Source organism: Anoxynatronum buryatiense, from assembly GCF_900182905.1.
In the GTDB taxonomy this organism is placed as follows: domain Bacteria; phylum Bacillota; class Clostridia; order Peptostreptococcales; family Tindalliaceae; genus Anoxynatronum; species Anoxynatronum buryatiense.
In genome coordinates this window covers 83,453-105,248 of sequence record NZ_FXUF01000003.1, presented here as the reverse complement: position 1 = coordinate 105,248, position 21,796 = coordinate 83,453, and the positions used below count along the sequence as shown (strand labels likewise).

23 protein-coding genes are annotated in these 21,796 nt (G+C 43.6%); all 23 read right to left on the bottom strand.

All coding sequences use genetic code 11. The annotated features are described in order from the left end of the window. Positions 1–8: 8 nt before the first annotated feature. The 23 genes from fliF to fapR all read right to left on the bottom strand — a co-directional run bounded on the left by fliF (position 9) and on the right by fapR (position 21,784). The gene (gene fliF / locus QOL74_RS05210; RefSeq protein ID WP_283408390.1) at positions 9–1,532 is read right to left on the bottom strand and encodes a flagellar basal-body MS-ring/collar protein FliF; all 1,524 of its coding nucleotides are present in this window, start codon (positions 1,530–1,532) and stop codon (positions 9–11) included. A gap of 30 nt (positions 1,533–1,562) precedes the next feature. Beyond that, the gene (gene fliE / locus QOL74_RS05205) at positions 1,563–1,862 is read right to left on the bottom strand and encodes a flagellar hook-basal body complex protein FliE (RefSeq protein ID WP_283408389.1); all 300 of its coding nucleotides are present in this window, start codon (positions 1,860–1,862) and stop codon (positions 1,563–1,565) included. Between the two features lie 25 nt (positions 1,863–1,887). Beyond that, the gene (flgC, locus tag QOL74_RS05200; RefSeq protein WP_283408388.1) at positions 1,888–2,331 is read right to left on the bottom strand and encodes a flagellar basal body rod protein FlgC; all 444 of its coding nucleotides are present in this window, start codon (positions 2,329–2,331) and stop codon (positions 1,888–1,890) included. A 2-nt stretch (positions 2,332–2,333) separates the two neighbouring features. Next, the gene (gene flgB, locus QOL74_RS05195; RefSeq protein ID WP_283408387.1) at positions 2,334–2,741 is read right to left on the bottom strand and encodes a flagellar basal body rod protein FlgB; all 408 of its coding nucleotides are present in this window, start codon (positions 2,739–2,741) and stop codon (positions 2,334–2,336) included. Between the two features lie 248 nt (positions 2,742–2,989). Beyond that, on the bottom strand, positions 2,990–3,769 hold the full coding sequence (gene codY, locus QOL74_RS05190; protein WP_283408386.1) for a GTP-sensing pleiotropic transcriptional regulator CodY: 780 nt from the start codon (positions 3,767–3,769) through the stop codon (positions 2,990–2,992). Positions 3,770–3,863: 94 nt separating this feature from the next. Next, complete coding sequence (gene topA, locus QOL74_RS05185) at positions 3,864–5,966, bottom strand: type I DNA topoisomerase (RefSeq protein WP_283408385.1); 2,103 nt, start codon at positions 5,964–5,966, stop codon at positions 3,864–3,866. A 51-nt stretch (positions 5,967–6,017) separates the two neighbouring features. Further along, positions 6,018–7,106 carry a DNA-processing protein DprA gene (dprA, locus tag QOL74_RS05180; RefSeq protein ID WP_283408384.1) on the bottom strand — a complete coding sequence of 363 codons (1,089 nt, stop codon included), beginning with the start codon at positions 7,104–7,106 and terminating at the stop codon, positions 6,018–6,020. 4 nt (positions 7,107–7,110) lie between these two features. Further along, positions 7,111–8,646, bottom strand: a complete 1,536-nt coding sequence (locus QOL74_RS05175) for a YifB family Mg chelatase-like AAA ATPase (RefSeq protein WP_283408383.1) — start codon at positions 8,644–8,646, stop codon at positions 7,111–7,113. A 96-nt stretch (positions 8,647–8,742) separates the two neighbouring features. After that, a complete protein-coding gene (locus QOL74_RS05170) occupies positions 8,743–9,102 on the bottom strand; it encodes a YraN family protein (RefSeq protein WP_283408382.1) in 360 nt (119 codons plus the stop codon). Positions 9,103–9,106: 4 nt separating this feature from the next. Further along, positions 9,107–9,730 carry a ribonuclease HII gene (rnhB, locus tag QOL74_RS05165; protein WP_283408381.1) on the bottom strand — a complete coding sequence of 208 codons (624 nt, stop codon included), beginning with the start codon at positions 9,728–9,730 and terminating at the stop codon, positions 9,107–9,109. Further along, on the bottom strand, positions 9,727–10,584 hold the full coding sequence (gene ylqF / locus QOL74_RS05160; RefSeq protein WP_283408380.1) for a ribosome biogenesis GTPase YlqF: 858 nt from the start codon (positions 10,582–10,584) through the stop codon (positions 9,727–9,729). The genes rnhB and ylqF overlap by 4 nt, the downstream gene beginning before the upstream one ends. A gap of 45 nt (positions 10,585–10,629) precedes the next feature. Further along, positions 10,630–10,974 carry a 50S ribosomal protein L19 gene (gene rplS / locus QOL74_RS05155; protein ID WP_283408379.1) on the bottom strand — a complete coding sequence of 115 codons (345 nt, stop codon included), beginning with the start codon at positions 10,972–10,974 and terminating at the stop codon, positions 10,630–10,632. 103 nt (positions 10,975–11,077) lie between these two features. Then, entirely contained in the window at positions 11,078–11,818 is a 741-nt protein-coding gene (gene trmD / locus QOL74_RS05150) for a tRNA (guanosine(37)-N1)-methyltransferase TrmD (protein ID WP_283408378.1), read from the bottom strand. Then, complete coding sequence (gene rimM / locus QOL74_RS05145; protein ID WP_283408377.1) at positions 11,815–12,318, bottom strand: ribosome maturation factor RimM; 504 nt, start codon at positions 12,316–12,318, stop codon at positions 11,815–11,817. Before rimM ends, trmD begins: the two co-directional genes overlap by 4 nt. 66 nt (positions 12,319–12,384) lie before the next feature. Next, on the bottom strand, positions 12,385–12,612 hold the full coding sequence (locus QOL74_RS05140; protein WP_283408376.1) for a KH domain-containing protein: 228 nt from the start codon (positions 12,610–12,612) through the stop codon (positions 12,385–12,387). Between the two features lie 27 nt (positions 12,613–12,639). Beyond that, on the bottom strand, positions 12,640–12,888 hold the full coding sequence (rpsP, locus tag QOL74_RS05135) for a 30S ribosomal protein S16 (RefSeq protein ID WP_283408375.1): 249 nt from the start codon (positions 12,886–12,888) through the stop codon (positions 12,640–12,642). Positions 12,889–12,971: 83 nt separating this feature from the next. Next, complete coding sequence (gene ffh, locus QOL74_RS05130; protein ID WP_283408374.1) at positions 12,972–14,318, bottom strand: signal recognition particle protein; 1,347 nt, start codon at positions 14,316–14,318, stop codon at positions 12,972–12,974. A 12-nt stretch (positions 14,319–14,330) separates the two neighbouring features. Then, positions 14,331–14,705, bottom strand: a complete 375-nt coding sequence (gene ylxM / locus QOL74_RS05125; RefSeq protein ID WP_283408373.1) for a YlxM family DNA-binding protein — start codon at positions 14,703–14,705, stop codon at positions 14,331–14,333. 79 nt (positions 14,706–14,784) lie between these two features. Further along, positions 14,785–15,750 carry a signal recognition particle-docking protein FtsY gene (gene ftsY / locus QOL74_RS05120; RefSeq protein ID WP_283408372.1) on the bottom strand — a complete coding sequence of 322 codons (966 nt, stop codon included), beginning with the start codon at positions 15,748–15,750 and terminating at the stop codon, positions 14,785–14,787. A gap of 49 nt (positions 15,751–15,799) precedes the next feature. Beyond that, the gene (gene smc / locus QOL74_RS05115; RefSeq protein ID WP_283408371.1) at positions 15,800–19,387 is read right to left on the bottom strand and encodes a chromosome segregation protein SMC; all 3,588 of its coding nucleotides are present in this window, start codon (positions 19,385–19,387) and stop codon (positions 15,800–15,802) included. Positions 19,388–19,449: 62 nt separating this feature from the next. Next, entirely contained in the window at positions 19,450–20,178 is a 729-nt protein-coding gene (gene rnc / locus QOL74_RS05110) for a ribonuclease III (protein ID WP_283408370.1), read from the bottom strand. Continuing rightward, positions 20,175–21,194 (bottom strand): phosphate acyltransferase PlsX, encoded by a 1,020-nt coding sequence (gene plsX / locus QOL74_RS05105; protein ID WP_283408369.1) that lies wholly within the window; start codon positions 21,192–21,194, stop codon positions 20,175–20,177. The genes rnc and plsX overlap by 4 nt, the downstream gene beginning before the upstream one ends. Next, the gene (gene fapR / locus QOL74_RS05100) at positions 21,191–21,784 is read right to left on the bottom strand and encodes a transcription factor FapR (RefSeq protein ID WP_283408368.1); all 594 of its coding nucleotides are present in this window, start codon (positions 21,782–21,784) and stop codon (positions 21,191–21,193) included. The genes plsX and fapR overlap by 4 nt, the downstream gene beginning before the upstream one ends. Positions 21,785–21,796: the final 12 nt, after the last annotated feature.

Sequence of the window (21,796 nt, the reverse complement as noted above, 5' to 3'; positions counted from 1 at the left end):
GTCCACCCCTAATCCTCGCTGAGCCAGTTTCTCAACAGATGTGAAATCGCTTCAGGATTTTTATCAACCAATTTTTCAATTTGTTGTTTTACCTGAGAACCTGACATTTCTAATTCGAGATCATCCTCAGGTACCTGGTCTTGAAATGCCATATCCAACTCAAGTTCATCCTCTGGTTCTTTTCTGGTAAATCGTCTATATAGAAGAAAACTGCCCACCAACGCAACCACCGCCAATACCACTAGCAACCACACTGGAATAACCGGAGCAGCGGCAGTAGTAAAGTCTGGCACAGCCGGTACATCGAAACGTTGAACTCCTACCTGAACAACTCTTGTATCCAAGCCAGCAGCTGCAGATATGATATTCATCAGTTCTGTGCGTTCATCGTCAGTTAAGTTGCCATCTGGCAGTGCATCACTATTGATAAAAACCGCAACAGTAATATCTTGAACCTGTCCCTGTGCTTTTATGATTTTCTGTCGGAGTTCATTAATCTCATAGTTGATCGTTCTGCTGGCTTCTTCGTATGTAGTGGTTGTGCCATCCATTTCCACATATTGGACGACATCTTCCACATTTGGGTCCGTTCCGGGGACTGCCCCTCCACCCTCAGAAACAGATGACCGGTGCAACTCTTGCAGACTTCTGGCAATTCCTTCGGTTTCATCTTCAATTGGAGGGGAAAACTGCTGAATTTCAGTAACTTCACTGTTGAAATCGAGTCTGACATTCGCCATTACAACCACATTTCCATACCCATAAACGGTTGACAAAAAGTCAGTGATGCTTTTTTCAAGGTCACTCTTAACCGTTCGCTGCATGGTGAGCTGGTTGCTTACTTCCATGGCCTCTGATGATTCCTGGCGTTGACTCAAAACACGTCCATCAGGCCCGTGAACCGTCACATTTTCAGGAACCAATCCATCAACCGCATTCGATACCAGTACTGCAATGCCATTGACACTGGCATCATCAAGCTGGTTTTGCAAATCTAAAAAAACTGATGCCTTTGAAAAGGACTGCTCGTCACCAAGGAGAAACCCTGAACGTTCAGGAATCGAGATGTTAACAACTGCTTTTCGGACTCCTGGAATTTCTTCAATGGTGGCTGCCAGAAAGTTTTGTTGGGCCAGCTGAATCCTCCTTGAACGTTCTTCACTTGTCATCATAAATGAACTGCCCGAAAAGGCCTCGTCAAATGAAAATCTGGCGGTAGGCAGGCCTTCGGTCGCGACGACCACCTGGGCTCTTTTTTCGTCGCTTTTAGGCACCTCAATAATTCGACTGGTTGCACCCAGCTGTGCACGAATATTATTTGCCTGAAGGACATTCATAACCTCGCCTGATTGTTGAGGGTCTAAATTGTCATAAAGAACAACATATTCAGTTCTTGTCACGTAAAAAATAACGCCTGTCGCAATCAACAGGACCAACGCAAGTGCGACAGCCATGGTTATTTTTTGTCTTTTGTTGTATTGTAGAAAAAACTCATTAAGCTGTGCGCGTATTTTTTCAAGAGCCTCTGCCATCGATCCTGTTCACCTCAATTTATTGGTTAATTAAATTTGCATCCGCATAATTTCGCGATATGCTTCCATTACTTTTCCACGTACCGCCGCAACCATTTGAAAAGCAATATCAGCTTTTTGACCAGCGATGATCACATCATGCAAGTTATCCACTTGACCAGTGGCCAGTTTTTCTGCGTATTGATCGGATATCAATTGAAGTTCATTGGTTTCCCTGAGGGCGTTCTCCATCACTGCCATAAATGAACTTTGCTCCTGATTTGTCTGTTTTTGATCAAATAAACCAAGGCTGCTTTCCGTCATTATGCGATTGATCGACATCATTTCCATTGTTCATTCCTCCCGAATCTTAAACCTATCTTCCAATTTCCAATGCACGCTGCGCCATATTTTTAGATGTGTTCATGGCATTAACATTCGCCTCATATGCTCTGGATGCAGTGATCAAATTGGCCATTTCGGTCATGATATCAACATTGGGCATTTCCACATATCCTTCAACATTTGCGTCAGGATGTCCTGGATCATACACCATTTTATATGGTGCTGGATCATGATGAATGCCTGTTACCTCAACACCACCGATACCATATTGATTTTTGCTTGCCTGATTGAGGAAATGTGAGAAGGGAAGAGGAGTTGATTTTTCTCGAAATGTAACAACCTGTCGTCGATAGGGTGTACCGCTGGCAGTTCTTGTAGTATTCGCATTTGCAATGTTCTTAGAGATAACATCCATGCGAAGTCTTTCAGCAGTCAATCCCGTCGCGCTAATGTTCATCGAATTGAAGAGGCTCACGGCTATTTACCTCCTTCTGTAATGGCTGTGCGCAGTTTCTGAAAACTACTGTTCACACGTGCACTAAGTGTTTGATATAATAATTCATTCTTCACACGCTCGGCTGATTCAACATCAATGTCAACATTGTTGCCATCTCTTCGAGTACTGTAAGACTGATGTTGCCTTACCTCATATTGAACATCGTCAATAGTGGCTGCCCCAATTGGCAAATGCCGTTGATGTGTTTGCCAACCTGCAAGAGTTGAACCATTCAATACGTTCTGGAGAATGGATTCAAATTCAACACTGCTTTTTTTATAACCCGGCGTGTTCACGTTGGCGATGTTATTACTGATAATTTCGTTTCGCTTCCACGATGCGTCTAAAGCTTTCGACATCATATCAACATTTTGATAGAGATTTATCATTCTCAAGCTTCCTCCTTATTAGTTGATGCTGGAAGAATGAATATGCCATGCAAATCACTTGATAGGACAATATTTCACAAAATCTATTATAGCACAGCGAAGGATTTTGGGGTCTTTTTTTTGCATTTTTTAACATATATTAAGACCATAGTATCAGTTATTGCAGCTCTACATATTGATCTTTAAATATATGGAAAAAAGAAGCCATTGAATAACGACTTCTTTCTTGTATCAATTTGTCACTATTGTTACCGTTTTAACTTTCGCAGCTCTTCCAATAAACGCGTATTCAGAATACGGATGTGAGTTCCTTTCATGCCCAGCGAGCGGGATTCGATCACTCCGGCGCTTTCAAACTTGCGAAGGGCATTAACAATGACCGATCGTGTAATTCCCACACGGTCAGCAATCTTACTGGCGACAAGCAACCCTTCCGTCCCGTTCAGTTCATTGAAGATATGTTCAACCGCCTCAAGTTCTGAATATGAAAGTGTATCAATCGCCATTTTAACGACTGCTTTCTTGCGGGCCTCTTCTTCAATTTCATCAGATTTGGCTCTCAGAATTTCCAGACCAACAACAGTCGCGCTGTATTCTGCCATCACCAAATCATCATCAGCGAACTCATTGTCGTGTCTGGCCAGCACCATTGTTCCTAATCGTTGACCACTTCCGTTAATGGGAACCACCGTCACCAATTTATTATAACTTTGCACATCGTACTTGAACAGTTTAAGCAGTGCGTCTTTGGTGATGTTTGACTGTGTTTCTGTTACAAGAAGTAACTGTTCGTTGTATTCTTCAGGAAATCTCTTTTCGCCGGTTTGTTCATCCAGGATGATCGGGCAGTCTGAAGTATCTGTCAAACTGACACCAAGCACTTTTCCTTTTGAACTGGCAACATAGACATTTGCATCAAGAATATCGCTGAGGGTTCTGCACAATTCATTGAATGATACGGCATTTTCTGATGATTTTTGAAGAATCGAATTAATTCTTCTGGTTTTTTCCAATAATGAAGCGGACATTACGGAACCTCCTTTTAGTTGTCGTTGTTATATGTGATCTTTCATATAACGTTTCTTCTGCATAATCAAATCCTAACACAATTATTCAAAAAATTCAATTTGTTTTTTCCGTCGTTTCATCTAAATATGCTTTTTCAAATCCGCACGTTTTGTCGGGACAAACCAGTTTCGTTTCTTTTTTGGTTTTTTTAATGGTCAGTAACGACTGGCATTTAGGACATTTTTCGTTCACAGGCTGATTCCACGATACAAAGCGACAATCTGGAAACTGGTTGCATCCATAAAAGATGCGTCCTTTTTTGGATTTGCGTTCCACCACTTCTCCATTATCACATATGGGGCATGGGATTCCCAGCTTTTTAACAAATGGTTTCGTATTGCTACATTCTGGATAGTTTGAGCAGGCAAGAAATTTTCCATACCGCCCATACTTGATAAGCATTGGTGAACCACATTTGTCACACAACTCATCACTTTCTTCAACAAAGTCAACTTCTTCAACATGTTCATCAGCATGCTTCAGCATAACTTCAAACGGCTCGAAAAACGAACGTATAATTCGCTTCCATTCCTCATTGCCTGCTTCCACTTCATCCAACTGCTTTTCCATCTCTGCTGTGAAATTGACTTCTATAATCTGACCAAAATAATCTTCAAGAAGTCGGGTGACTAAAACCCCCAACTCAGTTGGCTTCAGATTTTTGCTTTCTCTGATCACATATCCTCTTGAAAGGATTGTACTGATGGTCGGTGCGTAGGTGCTGGGGCGACCAATACCAAGTTCTTCCATCGCTTTGACCAGACTTGCTTCTGTATATCTGGCTGGTGGCTGAGTAAAGTGTTGGGACGGTGTTGTGGCGTCTATATCAAAAATATCTCCCACTTCAAGATTTGGAAGTAATTGATCTTTCGCTACTGTGGCAAAACTATATGCTTTCAGAAAACCATCAAAAATTAAGCGGGAACCATTGGCTTTAAACTGGCAGTCTTTCACCTCGAAAATGGCAGCGATTGATTGATATCTAGCCGGTTGCATGCGGCTGGAAACGAATCGTTCCCAGATCAGTCGGTATAACTTATACTGGTCATTTGACAGAAATGATTTCAGTTCATCCGGAGTCTTCAAGACATCCGTTGGCCGAATGGCTTCATGTGCATCCTGAACAGCACTGCCTTGTTTTTTCTTTTTTGCAGAGCTGCTTTTGCTTTTGTTCAGATACTCTTTTCCATATTCATCAAGAATATAGGCCTGCACACCGGCCTCAGCTTCATCCGATACCCGGGTAGAATCTGTTCTCAAATAGGTAATAAGACCGATGCTTCCTTCCTTGCCAAGATCGATGCCTTCATAAAGCTGTTGTGCCACCATCATCGTCTTCCGTGTGGCAAAACCAATGCGATTTGAAGCTTCTTGCTGCAAGGTGCTGGTTGTGAACGGCTCTGCCGGATTGCGTTTCTTTTCTCCATCTTTTATTTGAGAAACAGTTAATGGAGATTGATTAATATGCTGTAATACGCGATCAACCGCATCCTGGTTTGGTAATTTTTTATTACCATTTTCATCCTGATGAAAAGCAACTTTTAACCGGTCCTTCTTTGAATTTATAATGTCCAACTCTAAATTCCAATATTCTTCGGGAATAAAGCGTTTGATCTCTTCTTCACGATCTTTGATCATTTTAGTAGCAACTGACTGCACTCGCCCCGCACTAAGACCTTTTCTCAGTTTTTTCCACAATAATGGACTTAATTTATACCCAACCAGGCGATCCAACACGCGCCTGGCCTGTTGGGCATCAACCAATTGCTTATCAATCACACGGGGGTTTTTCACCGCCGTTTTAATGGCATTTTTTGTGATTTCATTAAAAACAATTCGACATGGTTCTTCATCGGAGAGGTTCAGTGCTTTTGCCAGATGCCATGAGATGGCTTCGCCTTCCCGGTCAAGGTCAGTTGCCAGCAATACTTTCTTCGCTTTTTTTGCTTCTTTTTTTATCTCATTCAGTATCGGCCCTTTGCCTCGAATGGTGATATACTGCGGCTCGAAATCATGGTCAATATCCACTCCCATTTTACTTTTAGGAAGATCGATGATATGACCCACAGTCGCTTTAACCGTATAGTGACTACCAAGAAATTTCTTTATGGTTTTGGCTTTTGCCGGCGACTCGACAATGACCAGTGATTTGGACATGAAAACACCTCATTTGCATTTTAAAAACTCACGGTCGATTATATCAGGTTTTCAATATACTGTAAATGTTTTACCAGGCAGTTGTTGAATCAGGCCCTTCAGCTCGAGTACCGTCAGAAGCGAACTGACTTCAGATACTGTTTTTTCAAGTCGATAAATTAACATCTCCATTTGTACCGGTCCCTCCGCAATCAAGTCCATCACTTCAAGTTCTGCCAGACTGAGCTGATTTCTCCATTCACCAGAATCTCTCACAGTTTTCGTTGAATGCTTAACCTCTGGATAAGCATCAAGAAGGTCATCAGTCTCCAGCACCATTCTTGCACCGTCACGAATAAGACGATTGGTTCCAGCACTTGCTTTCTGATTGACATTGCCAGGCAATGCAAAAACTTCCCGTCCCTGCTCCATTGCAAAGTCAGCAGTTATTAAAGCGCCGCTCTTCTCACCAGCTTCCACGACAAACACGCCTCGACTCAATCCACTAATAATGCGATTTCTAGCCGGAAAGTAGTGTTTTTGAGGCTGCACACCAGGCCCGTATTCGCTTACCAGCGCCCCTGATTCCTCTATTTGTTGGTAAAGAGATCGGTGAGCTGCAGGATATATTCCATCAATGCCGCCACCCAACACACCAATGGTATAACCGGCAACATCCAACGTGCCTCGGTGTGCAGCAGCGTCAATACCATAAGCTAATCCACTGACTATCCCAATACCTTTGTTTGAAAGCTCCCGACTAAAATGATCGGCCGCCCAAACTCCATAGCTTGTCGCCCGGCGCGCTCCAACAATGCCAAGAAACGGCATATGATTCGTGAAGTGTCCTTTTATGTAAATCACCCAAGGGGGGTCAAAAATATGTTTTAAGTCTTCCGGGTATTCTTCATCCAAAAGTGTCTTGATGGTAAATTTATCCTGTACGCAAAATGTGGTTTCCAACAGTTCTTCCCTGTTCTTGATGCAGCTTGAAAGCAATCCTTTCATCTGCGGCCCTATTCCAGATATGGATTCAATTTGATTTTCCGTAAGACTCAGAACTTCAGAAAATGAATTGCAATATTCTCTAAGAACTGTCAGAGACTGAGAGTAATGACAGCCTGCCAAGCTCAAAGCAATGAGAGCATCTCGTTCTTTCATGGCATCAACTCCTTTTAAAATGATGCATGTTCCGAAACTGAAGTGCTTCAGCCAAGTGTTGCTGTAAGATGATTTCTGAGGCATCCAAATCGGCTATTGAGCGAGCGACTTTTAGAATGCGGTGATAACCTCTTGCACTTAGCTTCATACGATCAAATGCCTGCTTCATCATTTTCTCTGCATCTGGCTCAAGTGGACAGTATTGATTAATTTGGGCAGGTTTTAAACCCGAATTTGTATAGCATGATGCTTTTCTATAACGTTGTCGTTGTATTTCTCTTGCTTTTCTGACTTTTTCCCGCACCGTTGCAGTGTTTTCTGAAGACGTCTCCTTTGTCAGATCTTCGTATTCAATACGTCTGGATTCAACGAACAAGTCTATCCTATCGAGCATTGGTCCAGATATTTTATTGGTATATCTTTGTACTTGATGGGGTGCGCATTGGCAGATTTGCCCCTTTTCTTCAAATCCTGCATACCCGCAAGGACAAGGGTTCATTGCCGCAACCAACATAAATTCGCTGGGAAAAGAAAATGAACCTGCTGATCTTGAAACGACGACACAACCGTCTTCCAGTGGTTGTCTGAGAATTTCCATTGAGCGTTTGTCAAACTCAGGCAATTCATCCAAAAAAAGAACACCTCGATGGCTAAGGGAAATCTCTCCCGGTCTCGGGATTCGACCGCCGCCTGCAAGGGCCACCGCAGAAGTCGTATGATGTGGTGCTCGAAAGGGCCGTTGCCTGAAAGATGCATTTTCAGGTGTCAGTAAACCTGCCGCGCTTTGAATCACTGCCACTTCCATCGATTCACTGAAAGACATTTCCGGCAAAATTGCCGGCAGTCTTCTTGCAGCCATGGTTTTCCCAGAACCAGGCGGGCCAATTAACAGTAAGTTATGTGCACCAGCAGCTGCAATTTCAAGTGCCCGCTTCACATTTTCCTGCCCGCGCAAATCAGCCAAAACAGGCCACTCTTGCTTATGATCAGGATTGGTTTGTGAAAATGTTTCTGAATCAGCAAATGTTAAACCCTTTTGAATCATCGAGTTCAGTTCCCGCAAATCTTTAGGAAAGCAGCATTGTAATCCCTTTAACAACCCTGCTTCGTATCGGTTTTCCCATGGAAGAATAACCCGGTTGTAACCCTGGCGTTGAAGCTCCATCATCATAGGCAACGCGCCATTAATTCGAAGAATTGAGCCATCTAATGACAGTTCTCCCAGCATTATTGCCTCTTTCAATGGTTCCGCGGGCAACTGGCCGGTGGATAATAATATGGCTAAAGCAATGGGCAGATCAAAATGGCTGCCTTCCTTGCGAGAATCTGCAGGTGCCAAATTAACTGTTACCCGCTGCATTGGAAACTGGAACCCGCTGTTATCAATTGCTGCACGCACTCTATCGCGCGATTCTTTCACCGCCGCATCAGGTAATCCGACAATGTTAACCGTGGGCAACCCATTGGCCGTATCCACTTCAACATCAATTTTCAACACATGTAATCCGGTCAGACTGGCTGTTGTCGTTTTTGAAAGCATCACCGTTCGCCCTTCCCTATGATTTCCTTCACAACAATGTGTACCCGTAGCAGATGGTATCACTTATTCAACTTCGATATTTGTTGTAAAATGCAATTATCCATTGAAAAAAAAGGCATTTTCAATGTGATTAATCTGTTCCTCTCCGTTTTTACAGAGAATTTCGATCACATCGAACCGAAATAATAGGTGGTTGATTCTATATCGTTGAATATACTGCTGCGCAATTTGATATATTTTCTTCTGTTTGGCATACGTTACCGATTCTCTGGGCAAGCCATATTGGGTTGACTTTCTTGTTTTAACCTCCACAAAAATAAGCATTTTTTCACGCCGCATGATGAGGTCCACTTCACCCAAACGACAACGATAATTTCGATGAACGAGTTGATATCCATTTTCAATAAGATGTTTCAGCGCTGCCTGCTCACCTGCTTTTCCAGTCACTTGATTCATTATCTTAACCCTTTCCATTCATCAGTTTTCGAATAAATGTCAACCGATGCAAAGGACTTGGTCCAAACTTCAGTAAGGCTTCCCGATGATTTTTTGTTGCATAGCCTTTGTGTTGATTAAGGCCATATACCGGGTACTGCTCATGCCACGATTCGCACATCTGGTCACGCGTCACTTTTGCGACGATGGATGCAGCTGCAATTCCATGAACCCGATCTTCGCCATGTATCAATGATTGTTGGGGATATGGAAGATCCAGAATTTCAGCATCAATCAACAACGCCTCCGGAATTGTCGGTTTCCCCTCTTTGTCCCGGAGATTTTCAACCGCTAACTTCATCGCTTTTCGCGAGGCCTGTTTGATGTTGATGCGATCAATTTCTTCAGCAGTTACCACACCAATGCCAACGGCCAATGCTTTTTCTTTAATAATCGAGTATAGGAACGTGCGTTTTGATGGAGACAGCTTCTTTGAATCTTTCACACCGTCCAGATACTCATAGGGTTTTAGAATCACCGCAGCAGCAACGACTGGACCAAAAAGACATCCGCGTCCAACTTCATCACAGCAGGCGATGTGGTGAGTACCTTTGTTCCAGAGAAGTTCTTCATGGTGAAATGGCTTCATGCGGTCACCTCATCCGATGGCTTTTCCAATGTAATACGCCCCAACTTACCACTTCGAAACTCTTCCAGCAAAATGCGGGCAATTCGCTGATAATCAATTTCGCCTGCCTTTAAAAGACATCCTCTTGCTTGTCCAATGGAATCAATGTAATCTGTCAGCGGCTGAGTGACATCTCCTCCATATCGAGCTTCCAGCAATAATGGGTAATGTATTTGTAATGTTTGCAATAGATTCCAGGCTAGTTCCTGTTGGTCGACGATTTCATCACGAATCGCACCGGTCTGAGCCAGCCGGATCCCTGTCGCGGCATCCTCAAATTTGGGCCAAAGAATGCCTGGCGTGTCTAACAATTCTATTCTGTCATGAACGCGAATCCATTGCTTCCCTCTTGTAACACCAGGCTTATCACCGGTTTTGGCGCTGCCTTTTCCTGCCAGCTGATTAATGAGCGTCGATTTGCCCACATTGGGAATTCCCACAACCATTACCCTGGCAGGCCGTGAATTTCTTCCCCTGGCTTTCAGTTGTGCCGCCTTTTCCTTAAATACCTTGTCAACAGATTCTTGGACCAAACGGTTAATGCCACTCCTGGTTGCATTCACCTGAATCACTTCAAGGCCCTGTTGCTGAAAATATGCCTGCCATTGTTTGTTCATGTATTCATCGGCAAGGTCAACTTTGTTCAACACAACGATCCTTTTCTTATGTTGCAACAGATTCGCCAGCTTCGGATTACTGCTGCTGTATGGTATGCGAGCGTCAAGAAGCTCCAACACCAAATCTACCAACTGCAACTGTTCTTTCAGCAGGCTTTCTGTTTTTTTCATGTGTCCCGGGTACCAGTTAATGCTCATTTATTCACCCCTATAATGAAAGGGACTTCAAAGAGTCCCTTTTCACTACCGTTTTTCTTTGATTTTAAAAGCAGCTTTGCCGATACGGTCACGGATATAGTGGAGTTTTGCTCTGCGAACCTTACCTCTTTTCATCACCTGAATCTTTTCAATCTTGGGTGAATGAACAGGGAAGGTTCTTTCTACACCAACACCTGAAGCAATTCTTCGAACTGTAAAGGTCTCACGCAATCCACCGCCCTGACGTTTGATGACGATTCCTTCAAACACCTGGATTCTCTCGCGATTGCCCTCTTTAACCTTGACATGCACTTTAACAGTATCACCAGTGTTAAACGTCACTTGATCCTGCTTTAAATGCTCTTGTTCCAATGTGCGGATTAAGTCCATGTTTGTCCCTCCTTCCTCAAGAACGTTCGTATGTTTACCATTTCATAGAGGAACGTTCGTCATCCTGCCATTATAACATGCAGGTACATCTGGTACAATCCATTTATGATTCTTGTTTCAGTTTTTCAAGCCACTGAAGTTCTTTGGGTGATAACTCAGCTTTTGCCATCAGATCTGGTCTTTTTTGCCAGGTTTCACGAATAGACTCCCACCTGCGCCACTGTCGAATATGTTCGTGATTTCCCGAAAGTAATGTGTGAGGCACTTTCATCCCACGATATTCGGGCGGGCGGGTGTAATGAGGGTATTCCAGTAAATCATTGTAATGCGATTCATCCATGTAGCTTTGTTCATCTTTTAAGACACCGGGTATCAACCTGACAATCGCATCAATCATCACTGCCGCCGGTAATTCGCCGCCGGTCAGAACATAATCGCCTATGGAAATCTCATCTGTCACCAGCGAATCAATGACGCGTTGATCAACACCTTCATAATGACCACACAAAAAAATCAAGGCTTCTTCGCAGGCAAGCTCTACAGCCATTTTCTGTGTGAAAGTGTTTCCTTTGGGTGTGCAGTAGATCGTGCGGATTTTTCGATCGCCAGGAAGTTGCCTTGTCACATTGGAATGGGCATCAAAAATAGGCGGCGGTGTCATCACCATGCCTCCACCACCTCCATAGGGATAATCATCCACACTACGGTGTCGGTCGTTGGCATAATCACGAATCTGATGACAGTTAATGGAAAACAACTCTTTATCTCGTGCACGCTTGATAATGCTGTAACTGAAGATCTGCTCCAACAGTTCGGGAAACAATGTCAGGATATGAATTTTCATGAAAGCATCCCTTCAATGGGATCAATGACAATTTTTCCGTCTTCAGGAAGTATTTCCAGCACAAACACTTTTACCGCAGGCACCATCCATTCATCCTTCCCATCAGGAGAGGTGATGACATACACATCGTGAGCAGCTGTACTGATAACTTGCGTCAGGGTGCCCATCTCTCGTCCATCCGGATAAACTGCCTGTAAGCCAACTAAGTCAGAAACATAGTGCCGGTCAGCTTCCAGAGCCGGTCGCTGGGTTTCATCAGTGTAGAGGTGCTTACCACGAAGCAGCTCTGCCTGGTCGATGTGATTCAAGCCTTTAAAGTAGAGTATCACATCTTTGGGTCTGATTTTAACCTCACTGATAACCCACTTCTGATCGCTACCTTCAATGTATAACCATTCCAATTCCAGAAATCGGGCAGCATCATCCGTCATGGGGCGGACACGAAGTCCTCCCTTGATTCCATGTGTCGTAGCAATAAAACCAACTTTAAGATATTTCATGTTTGAAACCTCCATCGCCAGATTTTTCAAATGTCTGTTACTGGCGCTGTTGGAATCTGTCTGGCGTTACAGGATTTCCACAATGACCTTTTTGCTTTCTTTTGTCGCTGCTGCTTTAATCACAGTGCGGATTGCTTTGGCAATTCGGCCTTGTTTTCCGATCACTTTTCCCATGTCTTCAGGCGCAACACGAAGCTCAATGATGATAGAAGAGCTATTTTCCACTTCGTTTACCTGCACCTGATCCGGATGGTCCACCAGGGCTTTCGCAATAAGTTCCACCAGATAGCCCATGTCTTGATCCTCCCTCGCTCACCAGGTTTATTGCTGCAGGACGCCATTGTTTTTCAGCAACACTCGAACTGTTTCGGTTGGTTTCGCACCATTTGAAATCCATTTTTGTGCCTTTTCCTGATCAATTTTAATTTCTTTGGGTTCTGATACAGGGTTATAGTAGCCAATTTCTTCAATGAATCGTCCGTCCCGAGGTGCTCGGCTGTCAGCCACAACAATACGGTAGAATGGACGTTTTTTAGCACCCATGCGCTTCAGTCTGATTTTTACTGCCATGCTTTTTCACCTCCCTTTCATGTTTCTGGGACCTTCCTTCGGCAATATGATTATTCCAAGGAAATCCATTTATCAGTAAAGGTTTACATGCCGGGAAATGGCATTTTAAACCGTCCACCCTTTTTCATGCCCTTTTCCATATCCATAAACTGTTTCATCATTTTTCGTGTCTGTTCAAACTGTTTCAGCAGTTTATTGACTTGCTGAATACTAGTGCCACTTCCGATGGCTATTCGCTTGCGTCTTGATCCGTTAATCAAGCCGGGGTTGGAGCGCTCTTCCCGGGTCATTGACTGAATAATGGCTTCAATGTGTACCAGTTCCCGGTCATCAACTTCCAGATTCTTCAGTTGTTTGCCTCCCATTCCCGGAATCATCTGCAACACCTGGCTAAGAGGTCCCATATTTTTCATTTGTTGCAACTGATCGAGAAAATCATCGAAAGTGAACTGCTGTGTTCGCATTTTTTTCTCAAGTTCCTGAGCTTTTTTCAGATCAATATTGGATTGTGCTTTTTCAATCAGACTAAGCATATCCCCCATACCCAGTATTCGAGAAGCCATTCTGTCAGGGTGAAATGGTTCAAATTCATCAATTTTTTCGCCTATTCCTGCGAACTTAATCGGCTTTTGCGTGACTGCTCGAACAGAAAGTGCTGCACCACCACGTGTATCACCATCAAGTTTTGTTAGAATAACACCGTCAATGCCAATTTGCTCGTGAAACTGTTCTGCCACATTCACGGCATCCTGGCCTGTCATGGAATCTACCACCAATAAGATTTCCTGTGGTTTAACAGCTGCTTTAATCTGCTGCAGTTCTTCCATTAACAGTTCATCAATGTGCAGCCGGCCGGCAGTATCAATAATGACAGTATCAAGTCCCTGTCGATTGGCGTGCTCAACAGCAGCCTTGGATATATGCACCGGACTCGTTCCGTCTCCCATTGAGAAGACCGGCACATCCACCTGTCCGCCCACAGTTTTCAATTGCTGAATAGCTGCCGGGCGATAAATATCACAAGCAACTAACAAAGGGCTCTTTTGCTGTTTCTTTAGATGTTTAGCCAGTTTTCCACACGTGGTTGTCTTCCCCGAGCCCTGAAGACCCACCATCATATAGATTGTTGGTGGTTTGGATGAAAAAGTAAGTTTGCTCTGGCTGCTTCCCATCAAGGCGGTTAACTCTTCATTGACAATTTTAATCACGTGTTGTCCCGGGGTCAGGCTTTCCATTACTTCGTCTCCCACTGCCCGATCCGATACACGTTTGATAAAATCTTTCACCACTTTGAAGTTAACATCTGCTTCCAGCAAAGCCAGCTTCACTTCACGCATAGCTTCCTTCACATCTTTTTCAGTAAGTTTCCCCTTGCTTTTCAGTTTACTGAGTGTATTTTGAAGTTTTTCAGAAAGTCCTTCAAATATCATAGGGCATGCTCCTTAAGAGGTGCTGATCTGATAAAGCTGCTCCAGCGACGATTTAATTCGCTTAATATGTGTCATTGATCCCTGAGCAGCTTCAACGCCACTCATTTCCATTTCCATTTTTGCCAGGCATTCCTTCATTTGCAGAATGATACGGCTTTGGCGCTGAAATGTTCTCAGCAAACTCATCCGGTCTTCGTATTGTTCCAGAAGTTTCTCTGTTCGCTTCAAATGATCATAGACTCCCTGTCTGGAGATGGTCATTTCTTCAGCAATTTCAGCCAGTGTGAAATCCTGGTTGTAGTAAAGATCCATCATTTGACGCTGCTTTTCAGTTAAAAGCGCCTGGTAGCAATCATAAAGCAATAAGATGCCTGTATTTTTATCCATTATTCTTTTCACCACTGTAAAGGTTATTTGCTTTACGAACACAAGGATATTTTACTTGATTCTCATATGCTTGTCAACCTCATATTTTGATATCATCAGCAATTCTCGTTTCGTTGGTGTCTCCCAAAAGTGCCTCTGCAAATGAACTGGGATCAAAGGGTTGAAGATCCTCCAACTGTTCTCCTACACCAATCATTTTGACTGGCGTACCCATAGACTTGGTGATCGCCAGCACGATACCTCCTTTTGCTGTTCCATCAAGTTTTGTCAGTACAATTCCTGTTAGCTGGGCAACTTCACCAAATACTTTCGCCTGCTGGAGGGCATTTTGTCCGGTGGTGGCATCGAGCACCAGTAACACTTCTTTGCGAGCTTCTGGATATTCCCGGTCAACAACACGAAAAATTTTACCCAATTCGTTCATCAGATTCTTCTTGTTGTGAAGCCTGCCTGCAGTATCGCAGATTAAGATTTCACAGTTGCGCGCCTTCGCCGAATGAATGGCATCAAAGATGACTGCTGCAGGATCAGAACCCTCTTGGTGACGTATTACAGGCACCTGGTTGCGCTGCCCCCATACTTCCAACTGATCAATGGCACCGGCCCGAAACGTATCTCCCGCTGCCAGCATCACCTCTTTATGCTGTTGCTTGAAATAATGTGCCAGTTTTCCAATTGTCGTCGTTTTACCAACTCCATTAACACCTACTACCAACACAACAGCCGGCGGTGGTTCCACCTGAAGCTCTCGATTTCCCGTGCTTAAAATATTGATGATCAGTTCTTTCAGAAGTACTTTAACTTGATGCGGATCGTCTGTTTTTACTTCTTTTACTTTTTCTCGTAATGATTCTATTAACTCCATTGTGATATCAAACCCAAGGTCTGCTGTAATGAGAATCTCTTCCAGCTCGTCGTAAAATGCTTCGTCAATTTTGCCATACCCACTGATTAAGGTGTCAATTTTATCGGTAAACTCTTTTGTTGTTTTACTTAGTCCTTGCTTTAATCGCTGAAAAAAACCTGTTTTAGTTTGTTCACTCACTAATAGTTCCTCCCTGATTACTCATTTGCAGCATTTCTCACTGCTGATATCAGCCAGTCATCATCTCACGCTTGACTTCTTCCAGTTTTAGCGGCAGTAAGCTGGAAACCCCTTTCTCCTGCATCGTGACGCCATAAAGTGTATGTGCGCGTTCCATCGTCTGTTTTTTATGGGTCACTACTATGAATTGAATTTCTTCCGAGAGATCAATTAGAAAATCAGCAAAACGACTGACATTGGCATCGTCTAAAGCTGCTTCAATTTCGTCTAAAACACAAAAAGGTGAAGGCTTCACCAGCAAAATACCGAAAAGAAGAGAAATCGCCGTTAATGCTTTTTCTCCACCGGATAGAAGCGACAAATGTTGAAATTTTTTGCCTGGCGGCTGTGCTATAATATCAATTCCCGTTGTTAAAAGATCTTCCGGATTTTGTAGTACGAGCTCAGTATTGCCTCCTCTGAATAAGCGCTGAAAAACAGATTTGAACTGCACCTGAATCTTATCAAACTGTTCCTGAAACTGTTGAATCATGTGCTTTTCCAGTTCAGAAATAATCGTCTCCAGAGACTGTCTTGCCTGTAGCATGTCTTCCTCTTGACTGGTTAGAAATTCATAGCGCTCTTTCACACGTCGATATTCATCCAGAGCCCCCACATGCACCTCTCCCAGTAACTGCATTTCTTGCTTCAGTCCTGGAAGATCAGATGGTTTTAAAGCGTTTTCCGACTGACTGTTCAGCCAGATCTTTGCCTGCGTAGGGTTCATTTCGTGATACTCCAATAAACGGTCTATTACCTGTTGGCGTTGCCATTCCTGTTTAGATAAGCGTAGCTCTGCCTGGTGATTTTTCTCAATAAGGCGTTGTTGATTCTCATTATGCAGCAGCCGATCTTTCTGCTTCAATCGAAGTTCCTTCTGAATGCGGTTCTGATTATCCTGTAGTTGTTGCAAATTTAGTTGTTCTTCTTTCAGTTTGTTATTTTGAACGGTTTCTTTCCCTTTCAACTCCTGCATAGCGTTGTGTGTATCGGTTTGTTTACTGCTTGTTTCTTCAATATCTTTAAGTAATTGTAATTCTCTCATTTTCTGTGATTGGTGCCGCGTTTCCACGTTCTTCTTTTCTGCTTCCAGTGCTTTATTTTTTTCACGATGAGCAGCCAACGCCACCTGATGTTCGCCTGCAATATTTTTTAGTTCGTTTAACTGAGATAGCAATTGTTGCTGCAGTGCCACTTCACGTTCCACTTCTGCCCGCACACCAGCAAGTTCTTTCTCTTTATCATCCAGCTCTTCCCGTAATTGTTTCAACTCATTGCCAAGATTTTTTAAATGATCTGACAGCTGCTCCTGTTCCTGATTAAAACGTTGAATTCTCTGAGTCAATAAAGAAATCTGTTGCTGTAAATGGTCCATTTCCCCTTCACATTTCACCAGTTGATGCTCTCGTTGTGTTTTTTCCTGTCTCTGCTCCATTAAGTGAGCTTTGATTGAACTCCGCTTGATTTTAAGTTTTTCGATGTGAGATTCTGCCAAATTGCGTTTCTCAGCGAGTTGATGTATTTCATTGCCAAGCTCTTCAATTTCTCGCTTCCGAACCAAAAGCCCGTCCTGTTGGGCTGAAACACTCCCCCCTGTCATGGAACCGCCGGGCTGTATTAAATCCCCTTCTATTGTAGTCAATTTCACCTGATGTTTTAATTCCCGGGCAAGACGAATGGCTGTATCCAAATCACTGGTCACCACTACTCGCCCTAGCAAATTCTGAAAAACAGACTGATACGGACTTGGAAAACTGATGAGATCAATGGCACAAGCCGCTGCTTCTTCATATTTTTCAATAATTTGCTGTTCATAATGGTTCAAAGCGCGACCTTTGATCACGTTAATGGGTAAAACCGTCACCCTCCCCTGATGCTTGTTTTTCAGAAAATCAATCAACTTTTTTCCCTGAGACTCTTCATCAGTCACTAAGTATTGCAGTGCTGGTCCCAAAGATGTTTCAATGGCAGTCTCGTAACCCTTTGGCACTCTCAGCAAATCAGCAATCACACCGTGGAAACCACCTGCCAGCTCAGGATTTTGCTGTACCGCTCTCAACACATTCCTCACGCCCCGCTGGAATCCTTCAAAGGTTTTTTCCATGTTCACCAGTGTGTTTTTCCTGTGCATGCGTTGGTCGTGCTCTTGATTCAACTGATACAGCTGCTTTTCCATCTGCATCAGCTGGCGTTCAACTTCTTCCAGCGACGCTTCTGAAGTCTCCATTTCACCAGCGATCATCACCAGTGCTTTTTTTAATGCCCTTAATTCAGCCTCCACCATTTGATGCTTTTGCTGCGCTTCATCGGCTTCTAATTCAATCATCGTGTGATCTTCCTGCAGTTGTTGCTGCCGTTGAATGGCTGCATCTTCCAAAGCTTGTACTCTTTCGATACGCGCCTTCAGACCTGCGATCTGATTCAGAGATTCTATGATGCCCGCCTTGTTGTTCTCCAACTGATTTTGCCTTTGTAACAACTGGCTGCTTTCCAGTTGGATTCTTTCATTGAGTTCGGCCATTTTCTCTTCCTGTTCAATGTATCCTTGCTGTTGATGTAACAGCTTTTCTTCTAACTGCAGGAGATTCTCTTTTTCCTGGCAAATTTCTAACTGCAATTGACCTGAAGTTGCATTTAATCTGTTTTTTTGGTCCTCCAAATGTTCCATGTGCTGTTTGTGAAGGCGATGCTGAGTATGGTTTTCTTCCAATTCTGTTTCAATTTCTTTTATGCGTCGACCGATCAACTCTTTTTCCGCTTCGCATTGTTGTACTTCATTTTCAGATTTTTGAAGTTCCCTTTCCAACAACACCAACTCAGTCTGAATCTCATTCAGCATTTGCTGCCAACGTTGCTGTTCAATCCTGATCTGATTAATTCCATCGTCAGATTTTGTGATGTCTTTAAGGAAATGATCCACTTCAAGCCTTCGTATTTTTTCCCGCAGATTCAAGTATTTTTCCGCTTTTTCCGCCTGTAAGCGAAGTGGTTCAAGCTGTTCCTCCAACTCCAGCAAAATGTCTTTTAACCGGGAAAGATTTTCGTTGGTTTGTTTAATCTTTTTTTCCGCTTCTTCTTTCCGGGTTCGGTACTTGACTATTCCTGCCGCTTCTTCAAACAGCAGCCGACGCTCTTCACCTCTTTGACTCAGTAATTCATCAATACGTCCCTGTCCAATGATGGAATAACCTTCTTTTCCAATGCCCGTATCCATCAGAAGCTCTTTAACATCTTTTAGACGGCATCGATCGCGATTGAGAAAGTACTCACTTTCACCAGATCTGTAGACTCTGCGGGTAATCGCCACTTCTTGATAAGGGACACTCATCATTCCTGCATTGTTATCAAAAACGATGGTTACCTCCGCTAATCCCTGTGGCTTTTTGCGGTCAGTGCCAGAAAAGATAACATCTTCCATTTTTTGTCCCCGAAGACTTCTGGCACTTTGTTCTCCCAACACCCACCGAATCGCATCGGCTATGTTGCTTTTGCCACAGCCATTGGGACCTACCACAGCAGTAACGCCTGTTTCAAATCCCAGTTCAACGCGCTGTGCAAAGGATTTAAATCCCTTCATTTCAAGTTTTTTTAACCGCAAATGGAACCCTCCCAAAACACACTTGTGATGCTATCTTACACAGAGCTCCTAATCCATGCATTTTACGATTTCATTTCCAAAAAATTGATCGCTGACTTTGCAGCCCGCTGCTCTGCTTCTTTCTTGTTTTTTCCCTGTCCGGCACCCAATGTCTGGTTTCCGACACGAACCTCGATAAAAAAGGTTTTATTATGATCCGGTCCCTGTTCATCAACAACACAGTATTCAATTCTTTCTTGTGTTGACCCCTGCTGACCGCCTTGCCATATTTCCTGCAGCTTTGTCTTGTAGTCAGTCATCAAGTCGCCATTGGCTGCCAAGTCAATCAGGTCGTGAAAGTTGTTCAAGACAAAAGCTCTTGCTATTTCAAATCCACCATCCAGATAGATAGCTGCAATCAATGATTCCAATCCATCTGCAAGAATTGACTCTCTGTCGCGGCCGCCACTGGCTTCTTCGCCCCTACCCAGCAACAGATAGCTTCCTATATTGATTCGTCGTGCTTTCAGTGCCAACGAGGCTTCACAAACAACATTGGCACGAACTTTTGTTAATTCACCTTCAGGCAAGTGGTGATAGGTTTCAAATATATAATGACTGATGATCAGTCCCAATACCGAGTCGCCCAAAAATTCAAGCCTTTCATTATCACGCATCCGTCGATGTTTCCATTCATTTGCAAATGAACTGTGCGTCATTGCTTCCATTAGGATACTTTCCTTTTTAAATGAATAACCTATGCGTTGTTGCAGTTCCGGACATATTTGATACCAATGATCTAAATCTTTCATTGATGCGTCGCCTCCTCCAACTCAATTGAGGCATTAGGTAATTGACTGACAATATGGGGAACCAGCTGATTTTCAAAAGAAATTTTAGCCTGTCGAACAGCATTCTTAAGTGCCTTTGCATTTGAGCTCCCATGGGCCTTGATTAATAAACCGTTAACCCCCAGAAAAGGAACACCCCCGTGTTCAGTGTAATCAAACCGTTTTTTAAAGTCACGGAGCCCCGGCTTTATCAGCAGAGCACCTGCTTTTCTGACAAAGTTGCGAGTCAGTTCCTGTTTCAGTGTATCCCCAAAGATGCCTGCCACTCCTTCATACAACTTCAGTATAATATTACCGGTAAACCCGTCGCAAACGATGACATCCGCAACACCGGCTGGAATATCTCTGGCTTCAATATTTCCCTTAAAGCCAATATGGGCCTGTTCCAGCAAAGGGTAGGTTTCTTTTGAGAGTTCATTACCCTTCTCCGCCTCAATGCCAACATTCACCAATCTGATTTCCGGTTCATCGATCCCTGCCATTGTCTGCATGTAACTGCGCCCCATTCGGGCGAAATCCAATAGATGCTGAGGCTTGCAATCGGCATTGGCTCCTGCATCAATCAGAAGAGAAATGCCTCTTGGGGTTGGTATTGGAACTGCCAGGGCAGGACGGCTGATGCCTTTAATTCGTCCAAGAATGAAGAGTCCCCCAGCCAGTAATGCTCCGGTATTTCCCGCGGATATGATTGCATCTGCTTCACCATTTCTAACCATCTGAAAGGCAACAGACATGGATGAATTCTTTTTTTGACGCAATGCTACTGACGGTTTATCCTGATTTTCAATAATTTCAGAACAATGAACAATTGTCAATGCATCTCCAACCGATGGATATTGCTTAAGTTCATTTCGGAGAACTTCTTCCCGTCCGGTCAGGATCATGTGCACACCCAATTCTTCAATGGCCTGAAGCGCTGCCTCAACAGTAGCCCGCGGTCCAAAATCGCCTCCCATGGCATCCATTACCACTTTCATACCCGTTCCTCCTTTATGGTGTCCATTGTTACCAGTATAAACTTTCCTCTAAATACCTGCACCTGTCTGTTTTGAATCAGCACATGAACAAAGTGTTTATTGCCTCTGACTCTGACAACTTCAGCCTTGGCGACAAGCTTGTCACCAGACTCAACTGGCTGCAAGTATTTAATATTCGATACGCCTGTTAATGCCGCATTGGCATCAATAACAGCCATCGCCAGAGACTCCGCCTGCGAGTAAATATGATGCCCCATTACCATGCTGGTTTTTTTGAAAGCCATTTCCCTGTTTGTTTCCAGTATTGAAATGCCGCTTTCACCTAATTTTAAATCAATCAATTCCCCCACAATCTCTGTTCCAGCCATACTCCTCACTTTTTCGTAATTCTCCGACGCTGCATGACGCATGCGTTCCCGCAATTCTGGAATACCTAACTCCAGCCGGTCCAGACGGATGGTTTGTATACTGACCTGAAATCGTATTGCCAGGTCTTCATCAGTCAGAAACGGATCTTCCGAAATCAATTGTTGTAATTGCACCTGCCTTTCACGCTTGTTTCTGCGTGGTGTCGAACCGTTTATCTTCATCTGATTCACCTC

Coding starts and splice junctions, on each gene's coding strand:
- codY (WP_283408386.1), bottom strand. CDS start 3,769: ATGTCCGCTTCATTATTGGAAAAAACCAGAAGAATTAATTCGATTCTT.
- fliE (WP_283408389.1), bottom strand. CDS start 1,862: ATGGAAATGATGTCGATCAATCGCATAATGACGGAAAGCAGCCTTGGT.
- ylxM (WP_283408373.1), bottom strand. CDS start 14,705: ATGGATAAAAATACAGGCATCTTATTGCTTTATGATTGCTACCAGGCG.
- rnhB (WP_283408381.1), bottom strand. CDS start 9,730: ATGAAGCCATTTCACCATGAAGAACTTCTCTGGAACAAAGGTACTCAC.
- rnc (WP_283408370.1), bottom strand. CDS start 20,178: ATGAAAGATTTAGATCATTGGTATCAAATATGTCCGGAACTGCAACAA.
- QOL74_RS05140 (WP_283408376.1), bottom strand. CDS start 12,612: ATGGGCTATCTGGTGGAACTTATTGCGAAAGCCCTGGTGGACCATCCG.
- ffh (WP_283408374.1), bottom strand. CDS start 14,318: ATGATATTTGAAGGACTTTCTGAAAAACTTCAAAATACACTCAGTAAA.
- fliF (WP_283408390.1), bottom strand. CDS start 1,532: ATGGCAGAGGCTCTTGAAAAAATACGCGCACAGCTTAATGAGTTTTTT.
- plsX (WP_283408369.1), bottom strand. CDS start 21,194: ATGAAAGTGGTAATGGATGCCATGGGAGGCGATTTTGGACCGCGGGCT.
- topA (WP_283408385.1), bottom strand. CDS start 5,966: ATGTCCAAATCACTGGTCATTGTCGAGTCGCCGGCAAAAGCCAAAACC.
- fapR (WP_283408368.1), bottom strand. CDS start 21,784: ATGAAGATAAACGGTTCGACACCACGCAGAAACAAGCGTGAAAGGCAG.
- rpsP (WP_283408375.1), bottom strand. CDS start 12,888: ATGGCAGTAAAAATCAGACTGAAGCGCATGGGTGCTAAAAAACGTCCA.
- trmD (WP_283408378.1), bottom strand. CDS start 11,818: ATGAAAATTCATATCCTGACATTGTTTCCCGAACTGTTGGAGCAGATC.
- QOL74_RS05170 (WP_283408382.1), bottom strand. CDS start 9,102: ATGAATCAAGTGACTGGAAAAGCAGGTGAGCAGGCAGCGCTGAAACAT.
- rimM (WP_283408377.1), bottom strand. CDS start 12,318: ATGAAATATCTTAAAGTTGGTTTTATTGCTACGACACATGGAATCAAG.
- ylqF (WP_283408380.1), bottom strand. CDS start 10,584: ATGAGCATTAACTGGTACCCGGGACACATGAAAAAAACAGAAAGCCTG.
- dprA (WP_283408384.1), bottom strand. CDS start 7,106: ATGAAAGAACGAGATGCTCTCATTGCTTTGAGCTTGGCAGGCTGTCAT.
- QOL74_RS05175 (WP_283408383.1), bottom strand. CDS start 8,646: ATGCTTTCAAAAACGACAACAGCCAGTCTGACCGGATTACATGTGTTG.
- flgB (WP_283408387.1), bottom strand. CDS start 2,741: ATGATAAATCTCTATCAAAATGTTGATATGATGTCGAAAGCTTTAGAC.
- rplS (WP_283408379.1), bottom strand. CDS start 10,974: ATGGACTTAATCCGCACATTGGAACAAGAGCATTTAAAGCAGGATCAA.